The following is a 24,514-nucleotide window of genomic DNA, read 5'->3' as shown; positions in this document are numbered from 1 at the left end:
GGTAGCCCCACGCTCTGGAAGGAACCCCCTTGTTGCGCACCCTGGTCATCGCCGCCCACCCCGACGAGCCCGAGATCTACGCGGGCGGCACCGCGGCCCTGCTGGCCAGAGCGGGCCACGCGGTGAAGTTCCTGACCCTCACCAACGGCGACGCCGGCCACCACCACATGGAACGCCTCCCGCTGGCCAGGCGCCGCGCCGAGGAGGCGTGGCAGGCGGCCGACGCCCTCGGTGTGACCGCCTACGACATCTGGGACGTCCACGACGGCACGCTGGAGGTTTCGGTGGAGGCGCGGCTGAAGGTGCTGGCCGAGATCCGGGGCTGGCGCGCCGACGTCGTGATCGCGTTGCACGGCCACGGGCCCGGCCACCCCGACAACCGCGCCGCCGGCCGGCTGGTGGAGGACGCGGTCGCCTTCGCCACGACCCGCAACGTCGAGACCGGCCGGCCGCCCCTGCCCCGCCAGCCCCTGTGCCTGACCATGACCGACTACGCCGCCCTGTCCTTCCACCGGGGCGAGCTGGCGGTTGACGTGGGCCCGGTCCTCGACGCCAAGCTGGACGCCTGCCTGGCGCACGCCTCCCAGTTCCTGGAGTACGCCGCGTGGCAGCGAGGCTTCCTCGACGACGCCCCCGCTCCGGGCGACACGGTCAAGGGAAGGGCGTTCGTAGCCCGGCACTGGGCCCCTTTCCTGGAGGCCACCGACTCCCACCGCCCGGCCCTGGCCGCCCGCTACGGCGCCGAACACGCGGCCCGGGTAACCCACGCGGAGTCCTTCGCCCTGGCCCCCTACGGCCGCCAGGTGGATGAGGAGGAACTCCGCCACCTCCTCCCCCTCTTCCCCGCCTGACACCCCCACACCACACCCTCACCCCCGCCTGACCCCCGCACCCGCCCGCCCAGCGCACCCCCACCACGCCACGGCAGCTCTGCCAGCCTGGCGAAGCCGTTCTGATGGCATGCGAACGCCGCCGCACGGGTGGTGCGACGGCGGGCGGGGTGGGGGTGGCTAGGCGTCGATGTGGTCGCGGTCCACCTCGGCCGCGCTGCTGACGATGAACTCGCGCCGCGGCGCCACGTCACTGCCCATCAGCAGGTTGAAGATGCCCTCGGCCGCCTCGGCGTCCTCGATGCGCACCCGGCGCAGGATCCGGTGGCGCGGGTCCATCGTGGTCTCGGCGAGCTGGTCGGCGTCCATCTCACCGAGGCCCTTGTAGCGCTGGACCGGGTCCTTCCACCGCTTGCCCCGCCGTTCGAGATCGCGCAGGACCTTGTGCAGCTCGGCGTCGGTGTAGCAGTAGATGTACTTGTCCTGTCCCCGGCCCGGGTTGGTGAGCTCGATGCGGTGCAGCGGCGGCACGGCGGCGAACACCCGTCCGGCCTCCACCATCGGCCACATGTAGCGGTGGAACAGGGTCAGCAGCAGGGTCCTGATGTGGGCGCCGTCGACGTCGGCGTCGGCCATCAGGATGATCCGGCCGTAGCGGGCGGCCTCCAGGTCGAACGAGCGGCCGGACCCGGCCCCCACCACCTGGATGATCGCGGCGCACTCGGCGTTCTTGAGCGTGTCGGCGACCGACGCCTTCTGCACGTTGAGGATCTTGCCGCGGATCGGCAGCAGCGCCTGGAACTCCGAGTCGCGGGCCAGCTTCGCGGTGCCGAGCGCGGAGTCGCCCTCGACGATGAACAGCTCGCTGCGATCGACGTCGTCGCTGCGGCAGTCGACCAGCTTGGCGGGCAGCGCGGAGTTCTCCAGGGCGCTCTTGCGGCGCTGGTTGTCGCGGTGCTCGCGGGCGGCGATGCGCGCCTTCGCGGCGGCCACGATCTTCTCCAGCATCGCGCGCAGCGGCTGCTTCATGCCGCGCGGCGGGTTGGCGAAGACGGCCTTGAGCTCGCGCGAGACCACGTGGGAGACGATGCGGGTGGCCGCGGAGGTGCCGAGGACCTCCTTGGTCTGGCCCTCGAACTGCGGCTCGGGCACCCGGACGGTCACGACGGCGGTCAGGCCCTCGAGGATGTCCTCCTTGGTGACCGGGTCGTCGCCGTTCTTGAGCAGGCGGGTCTCGCGCAGTTGCTCGTTGAGGGTTTTGACCAGGGCGCGCTCGAAGCCGGTGACGTGGGTGCCGCCCTTGGGGGTGGCGATCACGTTGACGAACGAGCGGATGGTCGAGTCGTAGCCCTTACCCCAGCGCACCGCCACGTCGACGGTCAGCTCGCGCTGGACCTCGGTGGGCGTCATGTGGCCCTGGTCGTCGAGGACGGGCACGGTCTCGTGGAAGTGGCCGAGCCCCTGCAGCCGCAGCACCTCGCAGACGGCCTCGTCGCGGGCCAGGAACTCGGTGAACTCGGAGATGCCGCCGTCGAAGCGGAACTCCTCGGTCTGGCCGTCGTGGATCAGGGCCAGCGTGAGTCCGGGGACGAGGAAGGCGGTCTGGCGCAGCCGTACGTGGATCTCGTCGATGGAGACCTCGGCGTCGGGCAGGAAGATCTGCTTGTCGGCCCAGAAGCGCACCCTGGTGCCGGTGACCTTCTTGCGCAGCTTGCCGCCGTCGCGCAGGCCGGACTTCTTCTTGAACTTGGCCGTGGGGCCCTCGCCGTCGAAGACGCCGGGCACGCCGCGCCTGAAGCTGATCAGGTGGATCTGCCCGTCGCGGTCGACCTCGATGTCGAGGCGCGAGGACAGGGCGTTGACCACCGAGGCGCCCACGCCGTGCAGGCCGCCTGAGGCCGCGTAGGAGCCGCCGCCGAACTTGCCGCCCGCGTGCAGCTTGGTGTAGACGAGCTCCACGCCGGGGAGCCCGCTCTTCGGCTCGATGTCCACCGGGATGCCGCGGCCGTCGTCGCGCACCTCGATGGAGCCGTCCTCGAAGAGCTCGACCTCGATACGGGTGCAGTGGCCGCCCAGCGCCTCGTCGACGCCGTTGTCCACGATCTCCCAGAGGCAGTGCATGAGACCGCGGCTGTCGGTGGACCCGATGTACATGCCAGGGCGCTTGCGGACGGCCTCGAGGCCCTCAAGCACCGACAGGTGACGAGCTGTGTAACCCGCCTCCACTACCGTCACTCCCGCTCCTCTGGTCTAGCCATCGAACACGTGTGCGTAGCTTACCGTTCTTCCCGCTGACGCGCGTACAAGCTTGCCATCCCGGCACGTTTGCCGTTACCAACCGGCTGATCATCATTACTTTGGGACACATTCCGCTCTGGGCGTAGCGAGGCGCCGGTTGGGAACGTCCAGGTCCGGTTAGATGTTGTCTCAAGTGACTGCGCCAGATCCTCGCTTCGGCGGGGGTGACCAGAAAGGCGATACGTGACTGGAGCTCTCGCCCCCGTTAAGCCGCTGACGGCCCTCGACCGTTGTGACCGTTGCGGTGCCCAGGCCTACATTCGTGCGACCCTGCCGGTAGGTGGGGAGCTGCTGTTCTGCGCCCACCATGGGCGTCAGCACGTGGCGGCACTGCGCGAAAAGGGCGCCGACATCCTGGACGAATCGGCCCGTCTCAGCGAAACCCCTACGATGGCCCCCGACGGCGAGCGCTGACCCCAGCACTCGCTCCGAGATAACCACATATAGCGTTACGCACGACGCGGCTACCCCTCAGCGCAGGGGTCGCCGCGTCATGCTGTTCAAGAACTCCGGTCGCCCACCCGATAGTGGTAGCCCTCCCCGGCCACGGTGAAGCCCTCGCTCCGGTAGAGGCCCTTGGCGCTCTCGTTCGCCTCGGTGACCACCAGGTAGGCCGACGACATCCCAGCCGGTACGGCCCGCCGTACCAAAGCCCTGATCACGCTGCGCCCGAGCCCGCGGCGGCGGGCAGCGGGCAGGGTCGCCATGCAGTAGATCCCCAGCGTGTCCCCCTGCGGCACGCCGCGCCCCACGGCCAGCGGCACGCCGTCCTCCTCGACCGCGGCGTACCAGGCGGGCACCCCGGTCACGATCCGCCGCGCGGCCGCGATCCCCTCGGCGTAGCGGCCGTCCACGGACCACCACGACTCCATCCAGGCGTCCCAGGGCTCGTCCTCGATCCGCACCGGGTGCGCGGGCGCCTCGGGCAGGGAGTCCAGGCGGGCGACCATGGCCTGGACGGGCCGCGTGCGCCGGTAGCCGCGCCGTTCCAGGACCTCGTCGAGGGCGTGGTCGCCGACCGTGAAGACGGGCGCCAGGCCGCGCTCGGCGTAGAACCTTTCCGCGTATGCCAGTGCCGCGTCCACGTCCTCAGGTACATTCCGGGCATATACCGAGTTGGCCCGATCGGTCACGCCACCGGCGTAGCGCAGGACCCAGCCGTCGCGCTCGTGTTGCTCGAAGGCCGGCCATGCCTCGTGCACCAACCTGCGAAAATCCATGACAAAAGCCATGAACGGCACGATATCTACTACGATTCCCCAGGTGTCCTCCCCTTCCCTCGAATCGTCACCGCGCGGCCGGGCCTGGATGTGGTTCGCGGGCCTCGCCGCCGTGATCCTCCTCCCGCTGGCCGTCGCGTGGCCGCTCGGCGGGCTGGAGGACGCCGCCAAGGGCGAGCCGGCCAGGACCGCGCTCGGGCAGAAGATGACCGGCAACCGCTTCCAGCTCGTGCCGAAGAAGGCCGCCTACACCACCAGCGACCCCAACCCCTCCCCGTTCGGCGAGCCGGACAAGGGCCGGTACGTGGTGCTGGACCTGGACGTGACCAACGTCAGCCGGTTCCCCGCGTCGCTGTCCGACATGGCCGCCCGCCTCGACATCCAGCTCGACGGCAAGCGGCTCGACAAGATCATGTCGATCCGCGACCAGTTGATCATGCGGCCGGGCGACAACCGCGGCGGCCTGCTCAACCCCGGCATGCCCGAGACCGTCCGGCTGTCGTGGGAGGTCGCCGCCGAGGCTCCCGACCCGGCCAAGCTGAGCGTCGCCTTCCACGACGAGGACTACCAGCCGAGCTGGTCCCTGCTGGGCTACTACTCGGGGACCTCGCTCTGGTACCGGCAGGACGAGCCGCGCTGGCTCCTCGACACCCCGCTGGAGCGCGCATGAACAAGCTGATCGCGCTGGTCGCCTCGGCGCTGCTGCTCGTGGCCGTCGGCGCCGTCCAGCGGCTGCGTCCCGACGCCGACCGCGTCTACCAGCCACTCTCCTCGACCGGCGCCGTCGGCCAGGACGTGCGCACCACCCCGTACACCGTGCGCGTCGAGCGCGCCGAGACCGGGCGCGAGCTGGAGCTGACCGGCATCCTGGACAAGAAGGAGAAGCGCGCCACCAAGGGCGTGTGGGTCGTGGTCCACCTGACCGCCACCGCCACCCAGGAGCGGGTCCAGCTCGGCACCGTGGAACTCGAGGCGCTGAACGGCACCCGCTACGGGGTCACCGACCGCTTCTCCACCCTCGACTCGGCCGACCTGGACCCGGGCATCCCGCAGCGGGGCGTGCTCGCCTTCGAGCTGCCGCCCGACGCCGTCAGGGGCACGGTGCTGCGGATCACCAAGGCCAGGTACGAGACCATCTTCCGGCTCAACTCCGCCCTGGGACCCGGCGTGGAGGTGCCGCTGGGGCTGTCCGGCGACGCCGTACCGACAGTGACGATCGCGGAGGGGGACTCGTGAGCGGGCGGCGCGCCAAACGCGACAAGGGCCTCAGGCACCTCTGGTACGGCCTGGGGCTGGCCGCCGCCGTGGCGGCGCTGGTGGCCGTGCAGGTCGTGCCCAAGCTGGAGGACTACACGCTGCGTTCGGGCGGCGCGCCGATCGAGGCCGCGGCCGGGTCGAGCGCGGCATTCGAGGGCTCGACGTGGCGGCTGATCGGCATCGGCAGGACCTCGGGCGACGACCTGCCGCCCGGCACCACGGCGGTCACCGCGGTCATCGGCGTCACCCCGCGCGACGCGGCGGCGAGCAAGGCCATGGCCAAGGGCTGCGAGACGGCCGTGCGCGACTCCCGCGCGCGCGTCTGGACGCCGAACTCGCGGGTGAAGGGCCTCGCCAAGGTCTCGACGCTGTGCACCCGGATCGACGAGAAGACCTACAAGCCCATCCTGGCCAAGCCGGGCGTGGAGGCGCGGTTCCAGGCGAGCTTCGCCGTACCCGCCGACGCGGTCAGCTCCCTGCGGGTTGAGGTGCGTCTTCGCGATCACCACGAGAGTTTCGTACGGCTGACGCCGACCGCAGCGCCATCCGCAGAGCCGCCGCCAGCAGGCTGATCCGCAGCACCTCGTAGACCGCCGTCACCCCGAACTTGATCGGCCCGTGCCACACGGTCCACCAGTTGCTCTCGTGCGGCCCGACCAGGTTGACCACCCCGATGAACGCCCAGTCGCGGGCCACGCCCAGCAGCGTGTAGCACAGGCAGAACACCAGGAAGAAGACCGGGCCGGCGCCCAGGACCAGGCGCAGGCCGTTCAGCATGGGCGTGTACTTGTCGCGCAGGTCGCGCGAGACGAACTCGGCCACCTTCCGCACCGGCTCCGGCGCGGCCTGCTTCACCCGCCCGGCGCCGGTCTCGACCCGGGTGCCCTGGATCAGGGCCTCGCCCTGGCCCATCTCACGGCCGTAGACGACGGCGGCGATCGTCACCCAGACCAGAGGCAGCACCAGCGCGTCCTTCAGATCGGGCACGACGGCCGCGACCGTCTCCCCCACCGGCCCCAGCACCCCGCCGACCACGTCGGCGACGGCCACCCAGGCGGACCGGGAGGTCAGCCAGTCGACCCGCTCCCCGATCCAGTGCTCGACGCTGATCACCGCGAAGAACATCCACATGGACTCCAGCGTGATCGACAGCAGCCCGAGGCGCCCCTTCGGCCACTTCTCGTACGCCTTGCCCACCGCGACCCGCAGGGCGAAGGCCCCCAGGGCGATGAACGTGGTGGTCAGCAGCGGGTTGAAGGTGAGGTTCTCGATCTCCTGCACCCCGAACAGCTCCTGGGACAGGATGCTGTACTGCTGGACGTCGTCGGTGAACAGCCCCCAGGCCCCGTAGAAGGCCAGGAACGGCAGCATGGTCTGCGCGATCAGGGTCGACAGCCGCCCGCCCTGCCCCTCCGAGGGGGCGGCGAGGACCGCGTTTCCGCGCAGAACCTGCAGCATGGCCACGTACGAGGCCAGCGTGGCCAGCACGGCCAGGCTCATGATCGCGAAACCCAGGTACTTGCGCGGCGCCTCGACGTCACCGGCGTACACGGCTCCGACGAGGATCAGGTCGTGGACCACCCGGCCCACGGTGTAGAAGAAGGCGAGGGGCAGGAAGGATCGCACTGCCAGGACAAGTGCATCCAGAGGCAGCCAAACTGGGGAGAGTGACGCTTTCATCGCTGTGGATGCTACCGGCCCTAAGCTGTCTGACGTGCTGATTCTGCTGCCGCCGTCCGAAGGCAAGGCGCCGGAGGGTTCCGGCGACCCGCTGGGCGAGCTCTCCTTCCCCGCTCTGGACAAGGCCCGTAAACGCGTGCGAACCGCCGTCGCCAGGGCTTCCAAGCGCCGCGACGCCCTCGACGTCCTCGGCCTCACGCCCGGCCTGGCGGCCGAGTTGGAGAAGAACCTCGCGCTGGAGAGCGCCCCCGCGCTGCCGGCCGCCGAGCTCTACACCGGCGTCCTGTACGACAACCTCGGCCTGGCCACCCTCTCCCCGCCGGAGCTGCGCAGGGCCGAGGAGTCGCTGCTCATCTTCTCCGGCCTGTGGGGCGTGCTGCGGATCACCGACCGGGTCCCGCCGTACCGCCTGTCGATGGGCGTCACCCTGCCCGTGCTGGGCGGGCTGGCCGCCTTCTGGCGTCCGTTGATCACCAAGCAGCTCGACCGCCTGCCCGGCCTGGTGGTCGACATGCGCTCCGGCACGTACGCGGGGGCGTGGAAGCCCGGCGACCGCTCGGTCGCGGTCAGGGTCTTCCGCGACGGCAAGGTCGTCAGCCACATGGCCAAGGCCACCAGGGGCGCGATCGCCCGCGCTCTGGTCCGCTCGGGCGAGGACCCCGCCACCCCCGCCGACCTGGCCAAGCTCCTCGACGCGTACGGCTTCGCCGTCACCCTGGGCCCGCGCCCCAAGCCCGCCCAGCCCTGGCACCTCGACGTGGAGGCCACCGTCTAACTCAGGCGGCCACCTCGTCCGGCTCGTCCGTGAACGACCTGACGTCCTGGCTGGCCGCGGCCACCCCGGCCACGACCAGCATGAGCGCGCCGATCACCGCCAGCGCCCACGCCCCGCCGAACGCCGCCGCCAGCGACCCGCCCAGCACCGGCGCCAGCGGCGTGAGCCCCCTGCTGGCCAGCGTGAGCACCGCGCCGGCCCGCCCCAGCATGTCGTCGGGCACCAGCCGCGAGATCACCGCGGACACCACCACGTTGAACGTCGGCGTCGTCAGCGAGAACACCAGCAGCGGCACCATCGGCCACCACGGCCCGAACGGCAGCGCCATCGCCATGATCGCCCCGCCGAACACCGTCGTGAAGGCGATCGCCAGCCTGCCCGGCGGCAGCAGCCGCCCCAGCCACCCGGACAGCAGCGCCCCGGCCAGCCCGCCCGCCCCCATGGCCGCGAACACCGCCCCGGTGTCCAGCGCGTCTCCCCCGCGCTCGCCGACCAGCACCACCAGCGGGATCACGAACGCGCCGCCCAGCAGGTTGAGCATCATCGCGATGAGGCAGACCTCACGCAGCCCCCGCCGCCGCCACAGCCAGCCGACGGCCTGGCCCACCTCCCCGCGCATCCCCGTCCTGACCGGCCGCGCCTCGCCCGCGGGCCGCCGGGGCACCCGCGCGAACACCGTCGCCACCAGGGCCAGCAGGTAGCTCACCGCGTCGGCCAGGAAGGGCACCGCCTGGCCCAGGCCGTACAGGAACCCGCCGACCGGCGGCCCCGCCAGCGCGGCGGCATGCCGCCGCGACTCCTCCTGCGCGTAGGCGGCGCGCATCTGCTCGGGAGGCACGACGCCGCGGATGGCCGTGTCCAACGCGGGCCCGGTGAAGGCCACGCACACACCGTCCACCGCGGCCAGCGCCACCAGCACCCAGACCTGCGCCTGCCCCGCGAGAACCGCCCCCGCCAGTACGGCTGCCGCCAGCACCTGCACCGCCTGCGCCCCGAGCAGCGTCCGCCGCCGATCCCAGCGGTCCACCCACACCCCGGCGGGCAACTGCGCCACGACCATCGCCGCCGCCTTGGCCCCCGCCACGACGCCGGCCAGTCCGGGCGAACCGGTGAGCGCGAGCACCAGCATGGGCATCGCGATCCTGGTCATGTCGGTGCCGAGCTGCGAGATCGCGCCACCGATCCAGAGCGCCTGGAACCGCCTGTTCCTCAGCAGGGACACGAGAGCGCCCTAACGAGCCGAGGCCGGCGTCAGCCCGTCGGTCACCGCGTCGATCAGCCTGTCCATGATCGCCGGATACAGCTCCGCGCCCAGCTCGCCGGCGTGCGACGGCACCAGCAACACCGCCCGCAGCACCCCCGCGACCACCCGGGGATCACCCTCCAGCCGCCGCTCGGCGAACTCCAGCAGGTCCGCCAGCGGCCCGCCCTCCGCCTGCGCCACCCGCTCGGGCGTGAGCTTGGCGGCCACCAGCGCGATCTCCTCCGGATGGGCGAGCAGCCGCCGGTACAGCGGGTTGGCCTCCAGCTCCGCGACCGTCGCCCGCAGGAAGCGGCGCAGGCTGTCGCGGGTGTTCTCGCCCCGGTTCAGCCCCTCGTCGATGACACGTCGCCTGACCTGCTCGTTCTGGCGGAGCATGGCCTCCAGGTAGAGGTCCTCCTTGGAGTCGAAGAAGGCGTACAGGGACGTCTTGGCGATGCCGGCGGACTCGGTGAGCTCCTGCAGAGACGTCTTGCGCAACCCCTGGGTCGCAAACAGCCGCGTGGCCGCCGCCAGCAACTGCTCGGTGATCCGTGCCCGCTCACGCTGGGTGAATGCCGGTGGCATGCGCAAGAGCCTCCTGTGAACAAATGTCCGTGCCGTTCACAGCGTACCGTCCTTTCCGGACCTGATATTCCTCCTGCATGGGCTCCTCTCTGATCGACATCACCCCGCTGCTCCCCGTGGCACTCGCCGTCCTGGTCGCGGCGGGCGCGGCGGTCGCCTGGCTCGGCCGCCTGGGCCACGGCCGCGACATCGTGACCGCCTGCGCGCGGGCGGCCGTCCAGCTCGGGGCGGTCTCCGTGGTGATCACCTGGGTGCTCACACTGCCGGCCGCGATCGCCGCGTTCGTCCTTCTCATGTACGGCGTGGCCGCCTTCACCGCGGGCCGCCGCATCACCGGCGGCCGGGGCTGGTGGCAGGCCGGCATCCCGATCGCCGCCGGAACCGTGCCCGTCCTGGCCCTCCTGATGGCCTGCCAGGTGATCTCCACCGACGGCCTGGTCGTCATCCCGATCGCCGGAATCCTGCTGGGCGGCTGCATGACCGCCACCACGCTGGCCGGCAAACGTGCCCTGGACGAGCTGAGGCAACGCCACGGCGAGGTCGAGGCCGCCCTGTCCTTGGGCTTCCTCCCACGCAGCGCCCGCCTGGAGATCTGCCGTCCCGCCGCCGCCCAGGCGCTGGTCCCCGCCCTGGACCAGACCCGGACCGTGGGCCTGGTGACGCTGCCCGGCGCGTTCGTCGGCATGCTCCTGGGTGGCGCCACCCCGCTGGCGGCGGGGGTCGTCCAGCTCGTGGTCCTCATCGCCCTGCTGGCCGCCGAGGCGGTGGCCTGCGTGGCCACCATCGAACTGGCCGCCCGCGGCGCCTGGCAACCCTCCACAACCGACAAATGACTAGCTTTCACCACATACGGGCAGAAATATCCATATATGTCCACCTAAGCGAGGAGATGGGCCGTGCGACGTGTAACAGGAACCCTCCTGGCCACCGCGGTCATCACCGTGAGCTCATGGGCGGCCCCTCCCGTCGACGCCCACGCCGCCGACGCCTACTGCGACGCCGCGGCCGCCGGCCGGCAGGCACGCGCCGACCTCAGCCAGGGCCTCCTGTCCGGCGACCCGGCCCAGATGACCTCGGCCCTGGAACAGGCGAAGGCCGCCACCCGGACGATCCTCTCCGCCGCCCCGGCCGACATCAAACCCGCCTGGCAAGCCCAGTTGGACGGCCTGGAAGCGCTGGAAAAGGCGATCACGGACGCCATCCAATCCCAGGGCGACCCCGCGAAGCTCCAGAAAATCCAGCAGACCCTGGAGGCAGCCCGCCAGAAGTTCACCACTTCCTCCACCCAAGGCGAAGCCGACCTGGCCAAACGCTGCCCCTGACCCCACTCCGAGCAACCCCTTCCTGGGCCGTCACGCGAGCGCCCGCTGGACACGCCTCCCAGGCACGAGGCAACACGCCTCAGATCCTCCGCACCCCTGTAACGGCTGTAACGGCCCCGCGACACGGACCGCCACCCGCCACCCGCCACCCGCCACGACCGACGCTCACGGACGCGGCTCGCGCGCAGGGGACTCCCGTACCAGAACGCCGCGTGCCCCAAGCGGGCCAGGGAAAGCCGCGCGCCCAGCGAGCCGGGAAAGCCGCCCGCCCAAGCGGACCCGGAGAACGCGAAAGCCCCGTACCCCCGGCGAGGGGTACGGGGCCCGCGTAAAGGCCAGACGGCTAGTCCAGGTAGTCCCGCAGGACCTGGGACCGCGACGGGTGCCGCAGCTTGGACATGGTCTTGGACTCGATCTGGCGGATCCGCTCCCGGGTCACGCCATAGACCTTGCCGATCTCGTCGAGCGTCTTCGGCTGCCCGTCGGTCAACCCGAAGCGCATCGACACGACGCCCGCCTCGCGCTCCGACAACGTGTCGAGAACGGAGTGCAACTGCTCCTGCAGCAGCGTGAAGCTGACGGCGTCGGCCGGAACGATGGCCTCGGAGTCCTCGATGAGGTCACCGAACTCGCTGTCACCCTCCTCGCCCAGCGGCGTGTGGAGGGAGATCGGCTCACGGCCGTACTTCTGGACCTCGACGACCTTCTCGGGCGTCATGTCCAGCTCACGGGCGAGCTCTTCGGGCGTGGGCTCGCGGCCGAGGTCCTGCAGCATCTGCCGCTGGACCCGGGCCAGCTTGTTGATCACTTCGACCATGTGGACCGGGATGCGGATGGTCCGCGCCTGGTCGGCCATGGCTCGGGTGATCGCCTGCCGGATCCACCACGTGGCGTACGTGGAGAACTTGTAGCCCTTGGTGTAGTCGAACTTCTCGACGGCGCGGATCAGGCCCAGGTTGCCCTCCTGGATCAGGTCCAGGAAGAGCATGCCGCGGCCGGTGTAGCGCTTGGCCAGCGAGACCACCAGGCGGAGGTTGGCCTCCAGCAGGTGGTTCTTGGCCCGGCGGCCGTCCTCGGCGATCCACTCCAGCTCCGCCCGCACGTCGACGGGCAGGTTGTCGACCTCGCCGCCGAGCTGCTCCTCGGCGAACAGGCCGGCCTCGATGCGCTTGGCCAGCTCGACCTCCTGCTCGGCGTTGAGCAGGGGGACCTTGCCGATCTGCTTGAGGTAGTCCTTAACCGGGTCGGCGGTGGCGCCGGCGGCGGCCACCTGGGCGACCGGGGCGTCATCGTCGTCGTCGGAGAGGATGAGGACTTCTTCCTCGTTCTTCTCCGGCGCGGCGACGGCCGCGGCCTCGGCCTTGGGCTCTTCGTCGGAATCGTCGTCGGAGTCGTCGCCCTCGGAGTCGGTCTCCGCCTCGGCGACGATCTCCTCGTCGTCGACCTCGATGTCCTCGAGGTCTTCGAGATCGACGTCGCCCTCCAGGTCGATGTCCTCGTCGTCGGCGCCTTCCGACGCCTTGGGCTTGGTGTCGGCCGGGCCGGAGTTGTTGCTCTCCGGCTTGTCGGCCTTCTTGGCGGGTGCGGCCTTCTTGGCCGCCGGGGCGGCCTTCTTGGCAGGAGCAGCCTTCTTGGCGGGCTCGGCTTCAGCCGCGCCCACGACCGCGGTCACGGTCTCGGGCTGCTGCTCCTTGGCGGCCGCTGCGGTCTTCGTCTTGACGGGGGCAGCGGTGCGGCGCTTTGCTGGACCACGAGACTTCTTCGGTGCCGCCGAATCCGCGGCGGTCACCACCACGGTCACGCCCTCTTTACTGAGGTTCCGCAAGAACGCGGCGGCGTGCGACATCGGGATGTCCGCCTCCTCGAAGGCTTGGCGGACATCCTCAGACTCGAGGAAACCCTGCGAGCGCCCACGCTCGAGCAGTCGCTGAATGACGGGCTCGTTCAGCTCTTGTGGCTTCGAGCGAGTCGAACTTGCAGGCGACACGAACACCTCTCGAACGAACGCGTGGCGACAATGGACCCAGATCCCCGCTGGGGGGCTATGCCTCTCTAGGAGTACGGCGAGGCCGTGCGGAGCGCAAACGGACCATCCAGCATTCTGGCACGACCCAGCACCTCATACGGCCACCTCCCGGCGGTTGACCTCCACCCTAGGCCGACCCGGACAGTAGTGCGTACGTAAGCGCGGCACTGATACCCGAAAGCAACCCTTATGACTGTTTCATTCAGTCACTCTTCGTGGCCGGCGGAACGTGAATGGCCAGCGCGGTAACGTCATCATCCTGTTCATATCCCGACAACATCCGGTCTACCAGGAAGTCCAGCAGCATGTGCGGACTACTGACCACCTCAGGCGGCGCTTCGGTCACAACAGAGCAAAGTTCCGCGAGACCGGCGTCCAGCCCACGCTTCCTGTTCTCCACCAGACCGTCGGAGTAGAGCACGGCTGTATGGCCAGGCGGCACCACGAACCGGAACTGCCTACGGCTGGTCGGCCAGCCTAGCGGAGTACCGGGCTCGGCGTCGCACAGAATCGCCGTGCCCTGCGGCGAAACCAGGACGGGCGGCGGGTGGCCGGCCATCGCCAGCGTCCCCTCTCCCGTCACCGGCTCGACCACCATGTACGCCAATGTCGTGACCTGCTCCTCCTCTTCCGTGGCCTCGAAGACCCGGTCGAGACCGGTCAGCACGGCCGCGGGAGGCGGATTGGTCAGCGCCAGCGCCCGCATGGCGTTGCGGATGCGGCCCATCCCGGCGGCCGCCTTGACGCCCTTGCCCATGACGTCGCCGACCACCGCGGCCACGCGGCCGTCCTGGAGCACGAAGGCGTCGTACCAGTCGCCGCCGACCTGCACGTGACGGCTTCCGGAACGGAAGCGCTGCGCCAGCACCAGCCCCTTGACCACGGGCAGCCGGTCGGGCAGCAGGCTGCGCTGCAGCGTCTCGGCGGTGCGGTGCTCGCGCTCGAACAGCGTGGCCCGCTCGACGGCCAGCGCGCACTGCCCGGCCAGCGCCTCCAGGAAGACGCCGTCCTCCTGGGAGATCTTCTGCGGCCTGGTGAAGGAGAAGCGCAGCGCGCCCAGCGCCCGGCCCGCGGCCAGCAGCGGCAGGCCCACCCAGGCCCGCTCGTCGCTGTGCTTGAGGTAGGCCGACAGGACCTCCTCGCTGCCGCCCGCCTCCAGGAGCTGCGACTTCAGCGACTCCGGCGACTCGGCGAAGACCGGCCGGCGGCTGTTGACCGCCATGGTCATCACGCTGGAGTGCGACAGCGGGATCTCCTCGCCGGAGGCGCCGGGCACCTCGGGCACGCCCTCGCCGTTGACCAGCTTGAGCGCGGCCCGGTCGGTGTCGAGCAGCGCCACGGCGGAGCGGTCGGCGGCCAGCGCGGTGCGGCCGACGTCGATGATGACCTGGACCACCTGCTCGACCGTCAGCGCCTCGGCCAGCATGGCCGTGGCGCCCTGCAGCCTGGCGGTGCGCAGCGCGGCAGCGCCGAGCTGGTCGGTCAGCCGCCCGCGCATCTCCTCGGCCTCGCGCTGCGGGGTCACGTCGGTGTTGGCGCCGACCCACTCGACCACCCGGCCGTGCCTGATGATCGGTACGGCCCGCACCTCGAAGTGCCGGTAGCCGCTGGCCCGGGTGCGCACCCGGTAGTTCCACTCGAACATGGTCCGCCCGCGCAGGGCCTCGCGCCAGGCCTCCTCGGTCTGCTGGCGCTCGTCGGGATGGACCGCGTCGAGCCAGCCCTGCCCGAGGTACTCCTCCAGCCCCTGGCCGGTGATGGCGCGCCACTGGGGCGCGTCCTCCACCACGGCGCCGGTGGGCGAGGTGATCCACACGAGCTGGGACTGCGCCTCGACCAGCGAGCGGTAGCGCTCCTCGCTGCGGCGCAGTTCCTCCTCGGTCTGGCGGCTCTCGGTGACGTCGAGCCCGACCAGGGCGACGGCGCGCAGCTCACCGCCCTCGTCGTGGATCGGCGAGAACGACAGCGACCAGTGGCGCGTGTCGCCCTCGGCGGTGCGCACGCGCACCCGGCCCTCGGTGACGGGACCGTCGCTCTCGACCACGGCCTGGACGGCGTGCGTGATCAACTGGCTGAGGTCGGCGGCGAGCGTCTCGACCGGCGGCTTTCCCGTCAGCTTGTCCGCGGGCACGCTGACGACGTCGGTGAACACGTCGTTGACCTGCTGGACGCGGCCCTCGACGTCGAAGAAGGCGAAGGCGAACTCCGCCTCGGAAAGCAGGCCCTTGAACAGGCCGGAGTCTGAGATGTCCACATCCGACTCCCGGGGACGGGGAACGGAGGTCTCGGCGCTCATGGTCGGCACCTCCGTCGCGTGCCAGGGTCTCCCACGCGGCACATCTCCATAACTGTGTATCGGCGTAGCGCAGCTCCGGGCGACCGGATTCTGCTGTACATCATCGGCGATGGGTGTGCGCGGATGGAACCCCCCGCCACCCGCGGGTCTCCACTATGGACAACGCATCCTGTCAAAATCGCTCCACGTTACGCAGCAAGATCAGGCTACTTGGCCTTCGCCGCCCTTTTGGCCTCTTGCTTGGTTGCCCTGACCTTGCCCAGGCTCTCCTGGTCGGTGACGTCGGCCACCGACCTGTGGGAACCCTCCTCGCCGTAAAGTCCGGCCGCCTCGCGCCATCCGGGCGGCCGCACTCCGAGCTGCTTACCCAGCAGGGCCAGAAAAATCTGTGCCTTCTGCTTGCCGTAGCCCGGAAGATCTTGCAGTCGCTTGAGCAATTCCTTGCCGTCGGCGGCATCCGCCCAGATCCGCTCGGGCTCGCCCTCGTAGCGTTCCACGAGGTAGGCGGCCAGTTGCTGGACGCGGCCGGCCATCGACTTCGGATAGCGGTGCACGGCGGGTTTCTCGGCCAGCAGCGCGGCGAACGCCTCGGGGTCGTAGGAGGCGATCTCCCCGGCCGTGAGGTCGTGCCCGAGCCGCTCCGAGATGGTGTGCGGGCCGGTGAACGCCCACTCCATCGGAATCTGCTGATCAAGCAGCATGCCGACGAGCAGGGCGAGCGGGCTGCGGCCGAGCAGCTCGTCGGCCTCCGTCCGCTGGGCGAGCTGGATGCGCATGGCAACAGCTTCGCACGAAAGGGTCTCTCACGTTCGGCGGTCGGCCTCGCTGTGCCGTACAGCCGAGAGAGAACGTCGTGCAAACGAAGGGAACACAGTCGGCCTGGAGGCTTGACACCGGCCCGAGAACAGATGGAATGAGAGCGCAAGTCGCCCGCGTCCGACTCCGGGGGGTTTGCCCCCGGGCTTGCAGAGGAATCTCACGACTATGCTCGCTCTGGCCACACGCATGCTCAAAGAGCCAGTTAGTCATCGGCTGGCCGAAGAGTTTCTCACCGTGCCCGTCGACACGATCGACCGATGTGTGGCCGACGTGTGCGCCTGCGCGGAGCACCTCGGCATCCAGGCGACTCCGCAGATCGTCGAGCGCATCGCGCGCGAGCACCTGCTCGCCATCGTGAACTCCGCGCCTCCTCCCCGTAGCGCCCGATAACATCGGGGTCACCAGGCTGCGTGAAACGCGCCGTTTGTGCCTGGAATGCGAGAGAGTGAGGGCGTGCGCCGACACCGAACCAATCCTGATGAGGTCTTCCAGGAGATGCTGCAGGCGGCGCGCGAACTTCTCGCCGTGCGGACGCCCCTCGACGCGGAGCTCATGGTCTCCGACATGATCGGCGCCTGGTGGGGAAAGCGCGTCAAGGGCGGTGACGTCGAGCAGGTGCTCGGCGAGGGGCTGGTCGACTACGCGGCCAAGGCCGGCACGCCCGCCTCGCTGACGCTGCTCATCTGCCTGGCCTACCTCGGCACCGCCCGCCAGGGCGCCAAGGCCGAGGGCGCGGCGCTGGCGATGATGGAGGGCGGGGTGGCGCGGCCCGGCTGGGCCGACCGGGTGGGCGCGGTCAAGCCCACCGGCTGCTACGTCTCCCGCGACGCCTACGGCGACCAGGACACCGTGATCTGCACCTTCGCCTACCGCTGGGGCGAGGCCGCCGACCGTCCCCAGGACCGGCACGCGCTGGTCATGGTCGTCGACCACAACATGAACGGCATGGCCCGCGACGCCTGGGTCTCCTCCCACGTGGACAAGCTGCTCGACCAGGCCAGGACCGAAGCCGAGGCCGACCCGATGCTGCTGTTCGAGGAGATCGAGCCGCAGCAGGCGCGGGCGCTGCTGGAGTCGGCGATGAAGGCCACCCGCGAGCCCAAGACGCCGCCGCCGGTCAGCGACAGCTACAGCGCCTACCACGCCTTCGCCCGCTCCCGGCTGAAGGCGCTGCCGCCCGGCCGCAAGCGCCCGGCGCCGCTGCACATCGAGGCCCCCTACAGCCGCGAGCGGCGGGCCATGCTGGCCGCGGAGTTCCTGTCCTCCGACGCCGCCGAGCACCTGTCGGACCCGTCGGCGGCCTCGCGCTGCGCCGACCACATCATCGACTACGGCTGCGAGCAGGACTTCAACCGGCCGATGCGGGTCAGCCCGGTCAAGTGCGAGACGTTCCTGCTGGACTGGCTGCCGCGCAAGGTGATGCTGAGCCGGGCCGAGCAGGAGGCGATGCCGCACGTGCTGTCGGCGTGGGTGCGCTTCGCGGCCGGCCGTACCGGACTGCCCGAGCGGGGGCTGCGGGCGACGCAGGACGCGGTGTGGGAGGCGACGGCGAAGTTCCCCGAGTCCTACCGCGACCCGACCTCCTTCGGCCTGGACCTGCCGCTGCTGGAGCGGCTGCTGCCGGACGGCGACCTGTCGGCGCTGGCCAGGCGGGTGTTCGCGTTCCCGTTCCTGCAGGGCATGCACGGCGACATCGACCTGGACAAGCTCGACCCCGCCGACCAGGCCGACCGGCGCACGCTGCTGCGCTTCGACCACGTGGGCGACATCGACGAGGAGCACCTGGCCTGGCACGAGGAGATCGCGACCCGGCTGTGGGACGGCGACCCGCCCCAGCTCTGGGAGGCCGCCCAGCGCCTGCTGGACCTCGGGCACGACCGCCACGACGTGCTCCACGTGCTGATCGAGATCGCCGAGCGCATCGGCGGCGACCCCGAGGAGCTCGCCGCCGCACTGGACGACATCGCCGACATCCCCGACGAGATCTAGACATATGTCGATGTACGCGTGGCTGGGTCCCGGCCGCTACCGCGCCTCCGAGCACACCCAGGGCCCCTGGCATCCGGAGTTCCAGCACCTGGGCCCGGTCACCGCGCTGATCGCCCACGAGCTGGGCCTGACCGCGCCCGTGCCCGGCCTGGAGCTGTCGCGCCTGGCCGCCGACGTCTTCGCCCCGGTGCCGATCGGCGAACTGGAGGTCGACACCGAGGTCGTCCGCGACGGCCGGCGCGTGCAGTGCCTGGCCGCGACGGTCCGCGCGGGCGGCCGCGAGTACGTGCGCGCCACCGCCTGGCGCATCCGCGCCGGCGACAGCCCCGAGACCGCCACCCAGCCGCCGCCCGCCCCGCTCCCCGCCGCGCCGAGCTCGCCGTCGTGGCTGTCCACGGGCTTCGGGTACGGCAGGGCCATGGACTGGCGCTTCGTCAAGGGCGGCCCCATGGAGACCGGCCCCGCCACCGCCTGGATGCGCCTGGACGTGCCGCTGGTCGAGAACGAGCCCATGTCCCCGCTCGAACGCCTCCTGGCGGTGGCCGACAGTGGCAACGGCATCAGCCACGCCCTGCCGTTCGAGACGCATCTGTTCGTCAACGTGGATCTCACGGTCTCGTTGTTCCGCGCGCCGGCCGGCGAATGGATCTGCATGGACGCCGAGACCGTCGTCGGACCGTCCGGCCGCGGCCTCACCCGCTCGGCGCTGTTCGACGAGGCCGGCGAGGTCGGCGCCGCCGTACAGACACTCTTCGTCGCGCCACGGTAGAAGATAGGGCCATGGTGATCGACCTCAACGCGGATCTCGGCGAGGGATTCGGCATCTGGCGGCTCGGCGACGACCTGGCGCTGCTCGACATCGTGACCAGCGCCAACGTGGCCTGCGGCTTCCACGCCGGCGACCCCGTGACCATCCGGCGCACCTGCGCCGCCGCCGTCGACCGCGGCGTTTCGATCGGGGCGCAGGTCTCCTATCGCGACCTGGCGCACTTCGGGCGCAGGGAGATGGAGGTCGAGCCGGAGGAACTGTGCGCCGAGGTGCTCTACCAGCTCGCCGCCGTCGACGGCATCGCCCGCGCCATGGGCGGCCGGGTCTCCTACGTCAAGCCCCACGGCGCCCTGTACAACCGCATCTGCCGCGATCCCGCCCAGGCCGCCGCGGTGATCGACGCGGTGGCCGACTACGACCCGACGCTGCCGGTCCTCACGCTGCCCGGCTCCGTGGTCCACGACCTCGCCGCCGCCGAGGGCGTGCCCACGATCACCGAGGCGTTCGCCGACCGCGCCTACACGCCGTCCGGCACGCTGGTCCCCCGCCGCGAGCCCGGCTCGGTGATCCACGACCCGGCCGCGGTGACCGCCCGCGCCGTCCGCATGGCCGTGGACAACAGCGTGCTCGCCGCCGACGGCAGCGAGGTCGCGGTGCGCGCCCGCTCCATCTGCGTCCACGGCGACACCCCCGACGCGGTACGGCTGGCGCAGTCCGTACGCGACGGGCTGCTGGAGGCCGGCGTGGTCCTGCAGGCGTTCGCATGACCGCGGCGCAGCGGTGATCAGGGCGGCCGGGGAGCACGGCCTGCTCGTGGAGACCGGGTCGCTGGAGGTGTCACACCGCCTGGACGCGCTGCTGCGGGCCGAGCGGCCGCGCTCCGTCGTGGAGATCGTGCCGGGCCCCGCGACCGTGCTGGTGATCGCGCCCGGCGCCGACCGGCCGAGGCTTCGTGAACGGCTGGCGGAGCTGGCCGGCGCCGCCGCCGAGCCGCCCCCGGGCGACCGGGCGGCGGGCTCGCCCGAGGTCGTGGTGCCCGTCGTCTACGACGGGGCCGACCTGGCCGACGTGGCGGAGGAGACCGGGCTGACCGAGGACGAGGTGGTGGCCAGGCACAGCGGGCGGGAACTGGTGGTGGGGTGGCTGGGGTTCGCGCCCGGGTTCGCCTATCTGACCGGGCTCGATCCGGTGCTGCACGTGTCCAGGCTGGCCACGCCCCGCACCTCCGTGCCGGCGGGCTCGGTGGCGATCGCCGGGCCGCACTCGGCGGTGTACCCGAGCGCCTCGCCCGGAGGGTGGCGGTTGCTGGGGCGTACCGATCTCCGGGTGTGGGACGTGCGGGCCGATCCGCCCTCGCTGTTCCGTCCCGGCACCCGCGTACGATTCGAGCCCGCATGATCGAGGTGATCCACCCCGGTCCCTACGCGAGCGTCCAGGACCTGGGCCGCCCCGGCTACGCCCACCTGGGCGTCGGCCACTCGGGCGCCGCCGACGCCGCGGCCCTCCGCCTGGCCAACCGCCTGGTCGGCAACCCGGAGGGCCACGCGGGCATCGAACTGACATTCGGCGGCGCCAGACTGACCTTCCCCACGGGCGCCTGGGTCGCGATAACCGGCGCTTCCTGCCCCCTGACAACCACCAACACCCCCAGCCCCCCGGCACCGCCCCCTCTGGCGACGCCCGAAGACCCCACGGCAGCGGCGGAAGGCCCGCGCCCTGTGGTGGGTGGCGCGCGCCCTTTGGCGGCCGGCGGCACGCGTCGGCCGGTGGCGGGTGGAGCGGGTATGGCAGCGCCGTTCTGGGTTCCGCCTGGGAGTGAGCTGCGCTTCGGGACGCCTGCCAGGGGTCTGCGTACCTATCTCGCCGTCCGGGGCGGGATCGCGGTGGAACCGGTGCTGGGGAGCCGCTCGACGGACTCCCTGTCCGGCCTGGGCCCACCGGCGCTGCGGTCCGGAACCGTCCTGCCGACGGGCGAGACGACCGGGCTCACGGAGATCTCGGTGGACGTGGCCCCCCTGCCGGAACCGGACGCCGCCGTGCTGCGGGTGCTGGCGGGGCCGCGCGACGACTGGTTCGTGCCGGCGGCACTGAAGGAGCTGTGCGGCAACCCCTACGAGGTAACCCAGGACAGCAACCGGGTGGGAGTCAGGCTGAGCGGGACGGTGCTGGAGCGTGCCCGCCAGGGCGAACTGCCCAGCGAGGGCATGGTGGAGGGGGCGATCCAGGTGCCGCCGAGCGGCCAGCCGATCGTCTTCCTGGCCGACCACCCGCCGACCGGCGGCTATCCGGTGATCGCCGTCCTGGCGGAAGCAGACCTCCCGGCCGCCGCCCAACTCCGCCCAGGCCAGCAGATCCGCTTCACCCTGGACAGATCCCGCCCCTTCCCGGGCTGACGAGGGCCGGGGCGCTGGCTGACGAGGGCCGGACCGCTGGCTGACGAGGGCCACGGCGCTGGTCGACGTGGGCCGTTACGGTGGGGACCACGTCAGACGTGAGAAGCGACCCCCACGATCGGCGCCCGCCCACGGCGGCGGGTGGCGTGGGGGTGGCGGAGCCGTAACGGATGGTGAGCCTGAACAGCGACAACAGCGGGACCGGCTAGAGCTGGACGGTCCCGCGAATGCAGGTGACGACAGAGCCACCGACCCAGATGACGTCGGCGTCGGTGGAGATGTGGACGCGGCCAGCGCGGCCGAGGGCGGTGCCCTGGGAGGCGGTGTAGGGGGCGGTGGCGCGGCCGGTGCGCAGGAGCCAGCGGGCCAGGGACGCGTTCAGGCTCCCTGTGACCGGGTCCTCGGCCGTCGCGCCGTGCAGCGGGAAGAACGCCCGCACCTCCCACGCCTGCGGCGACCCCTCCGGGTACGGCCCCGCCACGCCGATGTCCAGGTCAACCACCCCCGGCCGCACCGACAGCACCTCCTCCGCGCTGCCGAGCAGCACCGCCACCCACCCCGGCCCGTTGTCGGCCCACTGCGCGTCCACGATCGCCGAGCGGTCGACGCGCAGGGTCTCGGCCAGCCGCTGGACCAGTTCCTCCTCCACCGGCCCCTCGCGCAGCAGCGGCGGCGCGGCGAAGGCCAGCCCCTCGGCGGTGCGGCGCACGTCGACCAGCCCCGCGCCGCACTCCTGCACGATCGTGTCGCCTCCGGCGGGCTTGCCGCCCGCCTCCAGCCAGGCGTGGCAGGTGCCGAGCGTGGGGTGTCCGGCGAAGGGCAGTTCGGCGGTGGGAGTGAAGATCCGCACCCGGTAGTCCGCCTCGGAGGCGGTGGGCGGCAGGACGAAGGTGGTCTCCGACAGGTTCGTCCAGTGGGCGAAGCGGCGCATGTCCTCGGTGCTCAGCCCTTCGGCGTCGAGGACCACGGCGAGCGGGTTGCCCCGGTACGGGGTGTCGGTGAAAACATCGACCTGCACGAAGTCTCGGGTCATGAGGTCAAGTGTCACAGCTTGGCGAGCAACGCCCGCATCCCGGTCACCGCTTCGGCCAGCCGACCGGCCGGGACCTCCTCGAACAGCTCCACGTTCATGTCCTTGGGCTCCCACACCCCGGCCACCCGGCCCTCGTGGACGACCACGGGCGAGATCCAGCCCGCCTGGCGGCTGACCTTCGGCTTGACCGCGGGCGGGACGAGCGCGGCCAGGTTCCTGGGCGCGGCGAGGATGTACTGGTCGAAGCCGGGCAGCAGGTGCACCTCCCGCGAGGTCCGGGCGGCGGCCAGTTCGTCCAGGTGCTCGGTCAGCGCGTGCAGCGGCTCGCCGTCCACCTCGACCTCGGTCAGCTCGGGCGCCAGGTCGCGGAACCAGCCCTTCAGCACCGACTTCTTCGCGACGCCGCCGAACAGCCATCGGTCGAACGTCTCCGGCGAGGCCGGTCCGTGGGCGCCCAGGTAGTCGCGCAGCACGCGTACGCCGGCCTCCTCCTGCGGCGGCAGCGCCCCCGGCCAGGACGGCAGCCAGCGGTGCGGCGCGGTGAAGGTGACCCGGCCCTCGCGCGGCGGGCCGTAGCACAGCTCGCCCAGCCGGCTCAGGGGCTTCAGCAGCGCGCCCCAGCCCGAGGTGAGCGCCTCGCGCAGGTGGTCGTCCCCGGTGACGGCGACGACGGCGTCGACGAGTTCCTCGCGGGTCAGCGGGTTCTCGCCCAGCGCCTTCGGCACCGCCTCGACGATCGCCTCGATCTCGGCGGCGCTCACGCCGTGGCCGCGCTGCCACACGCCCTTCTCCCAGAACCGCAGCGTGGCCAGGGCCGCGCAGTAGTCCTGCAGCCGGTCGGCCGGCACCAGGTGCAGGGTGCCGCGCATCACCCACGTCTTGGCCAGCGTGCGCTCCTGCCAAAGGGCCCGGTCGATCGCGTCCGGGTCCGGCCGGGCGCTGCGCAGCGCCACCGCCTGCTGTGCCGAGGAGGCCACCTGGGTCTGCACCCCTGACAGGCGCCTGGCCACCTCCACCGGGCCGTCCGCCCCCGGCCCGCTCACGTACTGACGCCGCAGGCGCCACGACAGGACCTGCGACCAGGTCAGTGCGACACTCACCTGCCCCTTTCTACACCTGACCCGCATGAACGCTCATCTTGACTGACAGTCGAGAGAAGTAGTCAAGGTGTCACAGTCCGGCTACTGTCCGGCCCCCGCGGGCCACGGAGAACATGGCGTCCCTGGCCGCAACGGTGCGGCCGAAAGGAGCGGGACGTGAGTAGAGAACCGATCACCACCGAGACCCGGCGCGAGGTCGAGCGGCTGCTGGACTTCTCCGCACATGTGGGCGGCATCAGCGAGGAGGACGTCCTGGAGGTGCTGAGCGAGCGCGGCATCACCACGCTGCCGGAGTTCGTCGGCCACGCGCTCGCCCAGCCGCCCGTGGCCCGGCCCAGCCCGATCAGCGGCCTCAGCACGCTCCACGGCCAGGCGGGCGACCCCGCCCTCTCCCACCGGCCGCCGAGGATCGCGCTGGTGGTCGACGGCGTGGAGTACGACCCGGCCGACATCACGCGCTTCGACGGACGACCGCTCACCTTCGCCCTCGACGAGACAGGACCCACCCTGCACGCCTTCACCGACGGCCGGCACCTGCGCGCCGCCGCCTGGGCCGCCGCGCAGACGCGCCCGCGCGTCCAGGCGGCGGCCAGGGAGGTGCAGATGTTCGAGCACCACCACTACGGCGGCGACTGGTTCTGGCTGCAGGCCGGCTACTACTGGCCCAACCTCGCCGTCAAGCGGCGCGGCGGCTGGCCCACCTCGCCCTCCTGGAACGACACGATCAGCTCCATGAGCACCAACGACTGCCACGTCGCCTACTACGACCACATCGACCTCGGCGGCGACTCGCTGCACGTGCGCCCGTACCAGGAGATGCGGGAGCTCGACAGCATCGGCTGGAACGACCGCATCTCCTCGGTCATCAACTACGGCTAG

General features: G+C 71.3%; 25 protein-coding genes. 15 read left to right on the top strand and 10 right to left on the bottom strand.

Translation table 11 applies throughout. The features are described 5' to 3' along the window. Positions 1-29 precede the first annotated feature (29 nt). Positions 30-851 (top strand): PIG-L deacetylase family protein, encoded by an 822-nt coding sequence (locus tag ACIBEJ_RS09910; protein WP_397182273.1) that lies wholly within the window; start codon positions 30-32, stop codon positions 849-851. A gap of 159 nt (positions 852-1,010) precedes the next feature. On the opposite strand, the gene ACIBEJ_RS09905 is transcribed toward ACIBEJ_RS09910, so the two are convergent. Continuing rightward, positions 1,011-3,065 carry a type IIA DNA topoisomerase subunit B gene (locus ACIBEJ_RS09905; RefSeq protein WP_397182272.1) on the bottom strand — a complete coding sequence of 685 codons (2,055 nt, stop codon included), beginning with the start codon at positions 3,063-3,065 and terminating at the stop codon, positions 1,011-1,013. Positions 3,066-3,311: 246 nt separating this feature from the next. On the opposite strand from ACIBEJ_RS09905, the gene ACIBEJ_RS09900 reads away from it, so the two are divergent. Continuing rightward, positions 3,312-3,542: a hypothetical protein gene (locus ACIBEJ_RS09900; RefSeq protein WP_397182271.1), complete on the top strand. Its 231-nt coding sequence runs from the start codon at positions 3,312-3,314 to the stop codon at positions 3,540-3,542. Between the two features lie 86 nt (positions 3,543-3,628). On the opposite strand, the gene ACIBEJ_RS09895 is transcribed toward ACIBEJ_RS09900, so the two are convergent. After that, the gene (locus ACIBEJ_RS09895; protein ID WP_397182270.1) at positions 3,629-4,360 is read right to left on the bottom strand and encodes a GNAT family N-acetyltransferase; all 732 of its coding nucleotides are present in this window, start codon (positions 4,358-4,360) and stop codon (positions 3,629-3,631) included. 31 nt (positions 4,361-4,391) lie between these two features. Here ACIBEJ_RS09895 and ACIBEJ_RS09890 point away from each other — a divergent pair, with 31 nt between their 5' ends. From ACIBEJ_RS09890 to ACIBEJ_RS09880, 3 genes are read left to right on the top strand one after another with little or no spacing between them, the layout of a single operon-like run. Then, positions 4,392-5,018, top strand: a complete 627-nt coding sequence (locus tag ACIBEJ_RS09890; RefSeq protein ID WP_397182269.1) for a hypothetical protein — start codon at positions 4,392-4,394, stop codon at positions 5,016-5,018. Further along, positions 5,015-5,584 (top strand): hypothetical protein, encoded by a 570-nt coding sequence (locus ACIBEJ_RS09885; protein WP_397182268.1) that lies wholly within the window; start codon positions 5,015-5,017, stop codon positions 5,582-5,584. The genes ACIBEJ_RS09890 and ACIBEJ_RS09885 overlap by 4 nt, the downstream gene beginning before the upstream one ends. Beyond that, positions 5,581-6,177, top strand: a complete 597-nt coding sequence (locus ACIBEJ_RS09880; protein ID WP_397182267.1) for a hypothetical protein — start codon at positions 5,581-5,583, stop codon at positions 6,175-6,177. The genes ACIBEJ_RS09885 and ACIBEJ_RS09880 overlap by 4 nt, the downstream gene beginning before the upstream one ends. Here ACIBEJ_RS09880 and ACIBEJ_RS09875 read toward each other — a convergent pair. After that, a complete protein-coding gene (locus tag ACIBEJ_RS09875) occupies positions 6,074-7,231 on the bottom strand; it encodes a hypothetical protein (RefSeq protein ID WP_397182266.1) in 1,158 nt (385 codons plus the stop codon). The two genes, ACIBEJ_RS09880 and ACIBEJ_RS09875, sit on opposite strands and share 104 nt — an antisense overlap. Before the next feature lie 88 nt (positions 7,232-7,319). Between ACIBEJ_RS09875 and ACIBEJ_RS09870 the strand changes: the two genes are divergently transcribed. Next, on the top strand, positions 7,320-8,060 hold the full coding sequence (locus ACIBEJ_RS09870) for a YaaA family protein (RefSeq protein WP_397182265.1): 741 nt from the start codon (positions 7,320-7,322) through the stop codon (positions 8,058-8,060). A 1-nt stretch (position 8,061) separates the two neighbouring features. On the opposite strand, the gene ACIBEJ_RS09865 is transcribed toward ACIBEJ_RS09870, so the two are convergent. Next, a complete protein-coding gene (locus ACIBEJ_RS09865) occupies positions 8,062-9,282 on the bottom strand; it encodes an MFS transporter (RefSeq protein WP_397182264.1) in 1,221 nt (406 codons plus the stop codon). A gap of 9 nt (positions 9,283-9,291) precedes the next feature. Further along, entirely contained in the window at positions 9,292-9,888 is a 597-nt protein-coding gene (locus ACIBEJ_RS09860) for a TetR/AcrR family transcriptional regulator (RefSeq protein WP_397182263.1), read from the bottom strand. A gap of 77 nt (positions 9,889-9,965) precedes the next feature. On the opposite strand from ACIBEJ_RS09860, the gene ACIBEJ_RS09855 reads away from it, so the two are divergent. Both ACIBEJ_RS09855 and ACIBEJ_RS09850 read left to right on the top strand, forming a co-directional pair. Then, positions 9,966-10,721, top strand: coding sequence for an ABC transporter permease (locus ACIBEJ_RS09855; RefSeq protein ID WP_397182262.1), 756 nt, complete (start codon positions 9,966-9,968; stop codon positions 10,719-10,721). A gap of 63 nt (positions 10,722-10,784) precedes the next feature. Continuing rightward, complete coding sequence (locus ACIBEJ_RS09850; protein ID WP_397182261.1) at positions 10,785-11,210, top strand: hypothetical protein; 426 nt, start codon at positions 10,785-10,787, stop codon at positions 11,208-11,210. Positions 11,211-11,553: 343 nt separating this feature from the next. Here the strand turns inward: ACIBEJ_RS09850 and ACIBEJ_RS09845 are convergent, their stop codons facing one another. The 3 genes from ACIBEJ_RS09845 to ACIBEJ_RS09835 all read right to left on the bottom strand — a co-directional run bounded on the left by ACIBEJ_RS09845 (position 11,554) and on the right by ACIBEJ_RS09835 (position 16,308). Then, positions 11,554-13,197: an RNA polymerase sigma factor gene (locus ACIBEJ_RS09845; RefSeq protein WP_397183243.1), complete on the bottom strand. Its 1,644-nt coding sequence runs from the start codon at positions 13,195-13,197 to the stop codon at positions 11,554-11,556. A gap of 241 nt (positions 13,198-13,438) precedes the next feature. Next, positions 13,439-15,532, bottom strand: a complete 2,094-nt coding sequence (locus ACIBEJ_RS09840; protein WP_397182260.1) for a SpoIIE family protein phosphatase — start codon at positions 15,530-15,532, stop codon at positions 13,439-13,441. A gap of 206 nt (positions 15,533-15,738) precedes the next feature. Next, the gene (locus ACIBEJ_RS09835; RefSeq protein WP_397182259.1) at positions 15,739-16,308 is read right to left on the bottom strand and encodes an HhH-GPD-type base excision DNA repair protein; all 570 of its coding nucleotides are present in this window, start codon (positions 16,306-16,308) and stop codon (positions 15,739-15,741) included. A gap of 208 nt (positions 16,309-16,516) precedes the next feature. Here ACIBEJ_RS09835 and ACIBEJ_RS09830 point away from each other — a divergent pair, with 208 nt between their 5' ends. The 6 genes from ACIBEJ_RS09830 to ACIBEJ_RS09805 all read left to right on the top strand — a co-directional run bounded on the left by ACIBEJ_RS09830 (position 16,517) and on the right by ACIBEJ_RS09805 (position 21,502). After that, positions 16,517-16,741 carry a hypothetical protein gene (locus tag ACIBEJ_RS09830; RefSeq protein WP_397182258.1) on the top strand — a complete coding sequence of 75 codons (225 nt, stop codon included), beginning with the start codon at positions 16,517-16,519 and terminating at the stop codon, positions 16,739-16,741. A 105-nt stretch (positions 16,742-16,846) separates the two neighbouring features. Further along, a complete protein-coding gene (locus ACIBEJ_RS09825; RefSeq protein ID WP_397183242.1) occupies positions 16,847-18,340 on the top strand; it encodes a hypothetical protein in 1,494 nt (497 codons plus the stop codon). A 10-nt stretch (positions 18,341-18,350) separates the two neighbouring features. Then, a complete protein-coding gene (locus ACIBEJ_RS09820; protein ID WP_397182257.1) occupies positions 18,351-19,109 on the top strand; it encodes a thioesterase family protein in 759 nt (252 codons plus the stop codon). Between the two features lie 11 nt (positions 19,110-19,120). Beyond that, complete coding sequence (locus tag ACIBEJ_RS09815; protein ID WP_397182256.1) at positions 19,121-19,876, top strand: LamB/YcsF family protein; 756 nt, start codon at positions 19,121-19,123, stop codon at positions 19,874-19,876. Positions 19,877-19,889: 13 nt separating this feature from the next. Then, positions 19,890-20,507, top strand: coding sequence for an allophanate hydrolase subunit 1 (locus ACIBEJ_RS09810; RefSeq protein WP_397182255.1), 618 nt, complete (start codon positions 19,890-19,892; stop codon positions 20,505-20,507). Beyond that, a complete protein-coding gene (locus ACIBEJ_RS09805; protein ID WP_397182254.1) occupies positions 20,504-21,502 on the top strand; it encodes a biotin-dependent carboxyltransferase family protein in 999 nt (332 codons plus the stop codon). Before ACIBEJ_RS09810 ends, ACIBEJ_RS09805 begins: the two co-directional genes overlap by 4 nt. Positions 21,503-21,707: 205 nt before the next feature. On the opposite strand, the gene ACIBEJ_RS09800 is transcribed toward ACIBEJ_RS09805, so the two are convergent. Both ACIBEJ_RS09800 and ACIBEJ_RS09795 read right to left on the bottom strand, forming a co-directional pair. Then, positions 21,708-22,535: a PhzF family phenazine biosynthesis protein gene (locus tag ACIBEJ_RS09800; RefSeq protein ID WP_397182253.1), complete on the bottom strand. Its 828-nt coding sequence runs from the start codon at positions 22,533-22,535 to the stop codon at positions 21,708-21,710. An 11-nt stretch (positions 22,536-22,546) separates the two neighbouring features. Continuing rightward, positions 22,547-23,635, bottom strand: coding sequence for a winged helix DNA-binding domain-containing protein (locus tag ACIBEJ_RS09795; RefSeq protein WP_397182252.1), 1,089 nt, complete (start codon positions 23,633-23,635; stop codon positions 22,547-22,549). Between the two features lie 156 nt (positions 23,636-23,791). On the opposite strand from ACIBEJ_RS09795, the gene ACIBEJ_RS09790 reads away from it, so the two are divergent. Then, complete coding sequence (locus ACIBEJ_RS09790) at positions 23,792-24,514, top strand: hypothetical protein (protein WP_397182251.1); 723 nt, start codon at positions 23,792-23,794, stop codon at positions 24,512-24,514.

The organism is Nonomuraea sp. NPDC050790 (assembly GCF_044456745.1).
Taxonomy (GTDB): domain Bacteria; phylum Actinomycetota; class Actinomycetes; order Streptosporangiales; family Streptosporangiaceae; genus Nonomuraea.
Note: the sequence above shows the minus strand (reverse complement) of the source record. Positions and strands in the feature narration are given on the sequence as shown.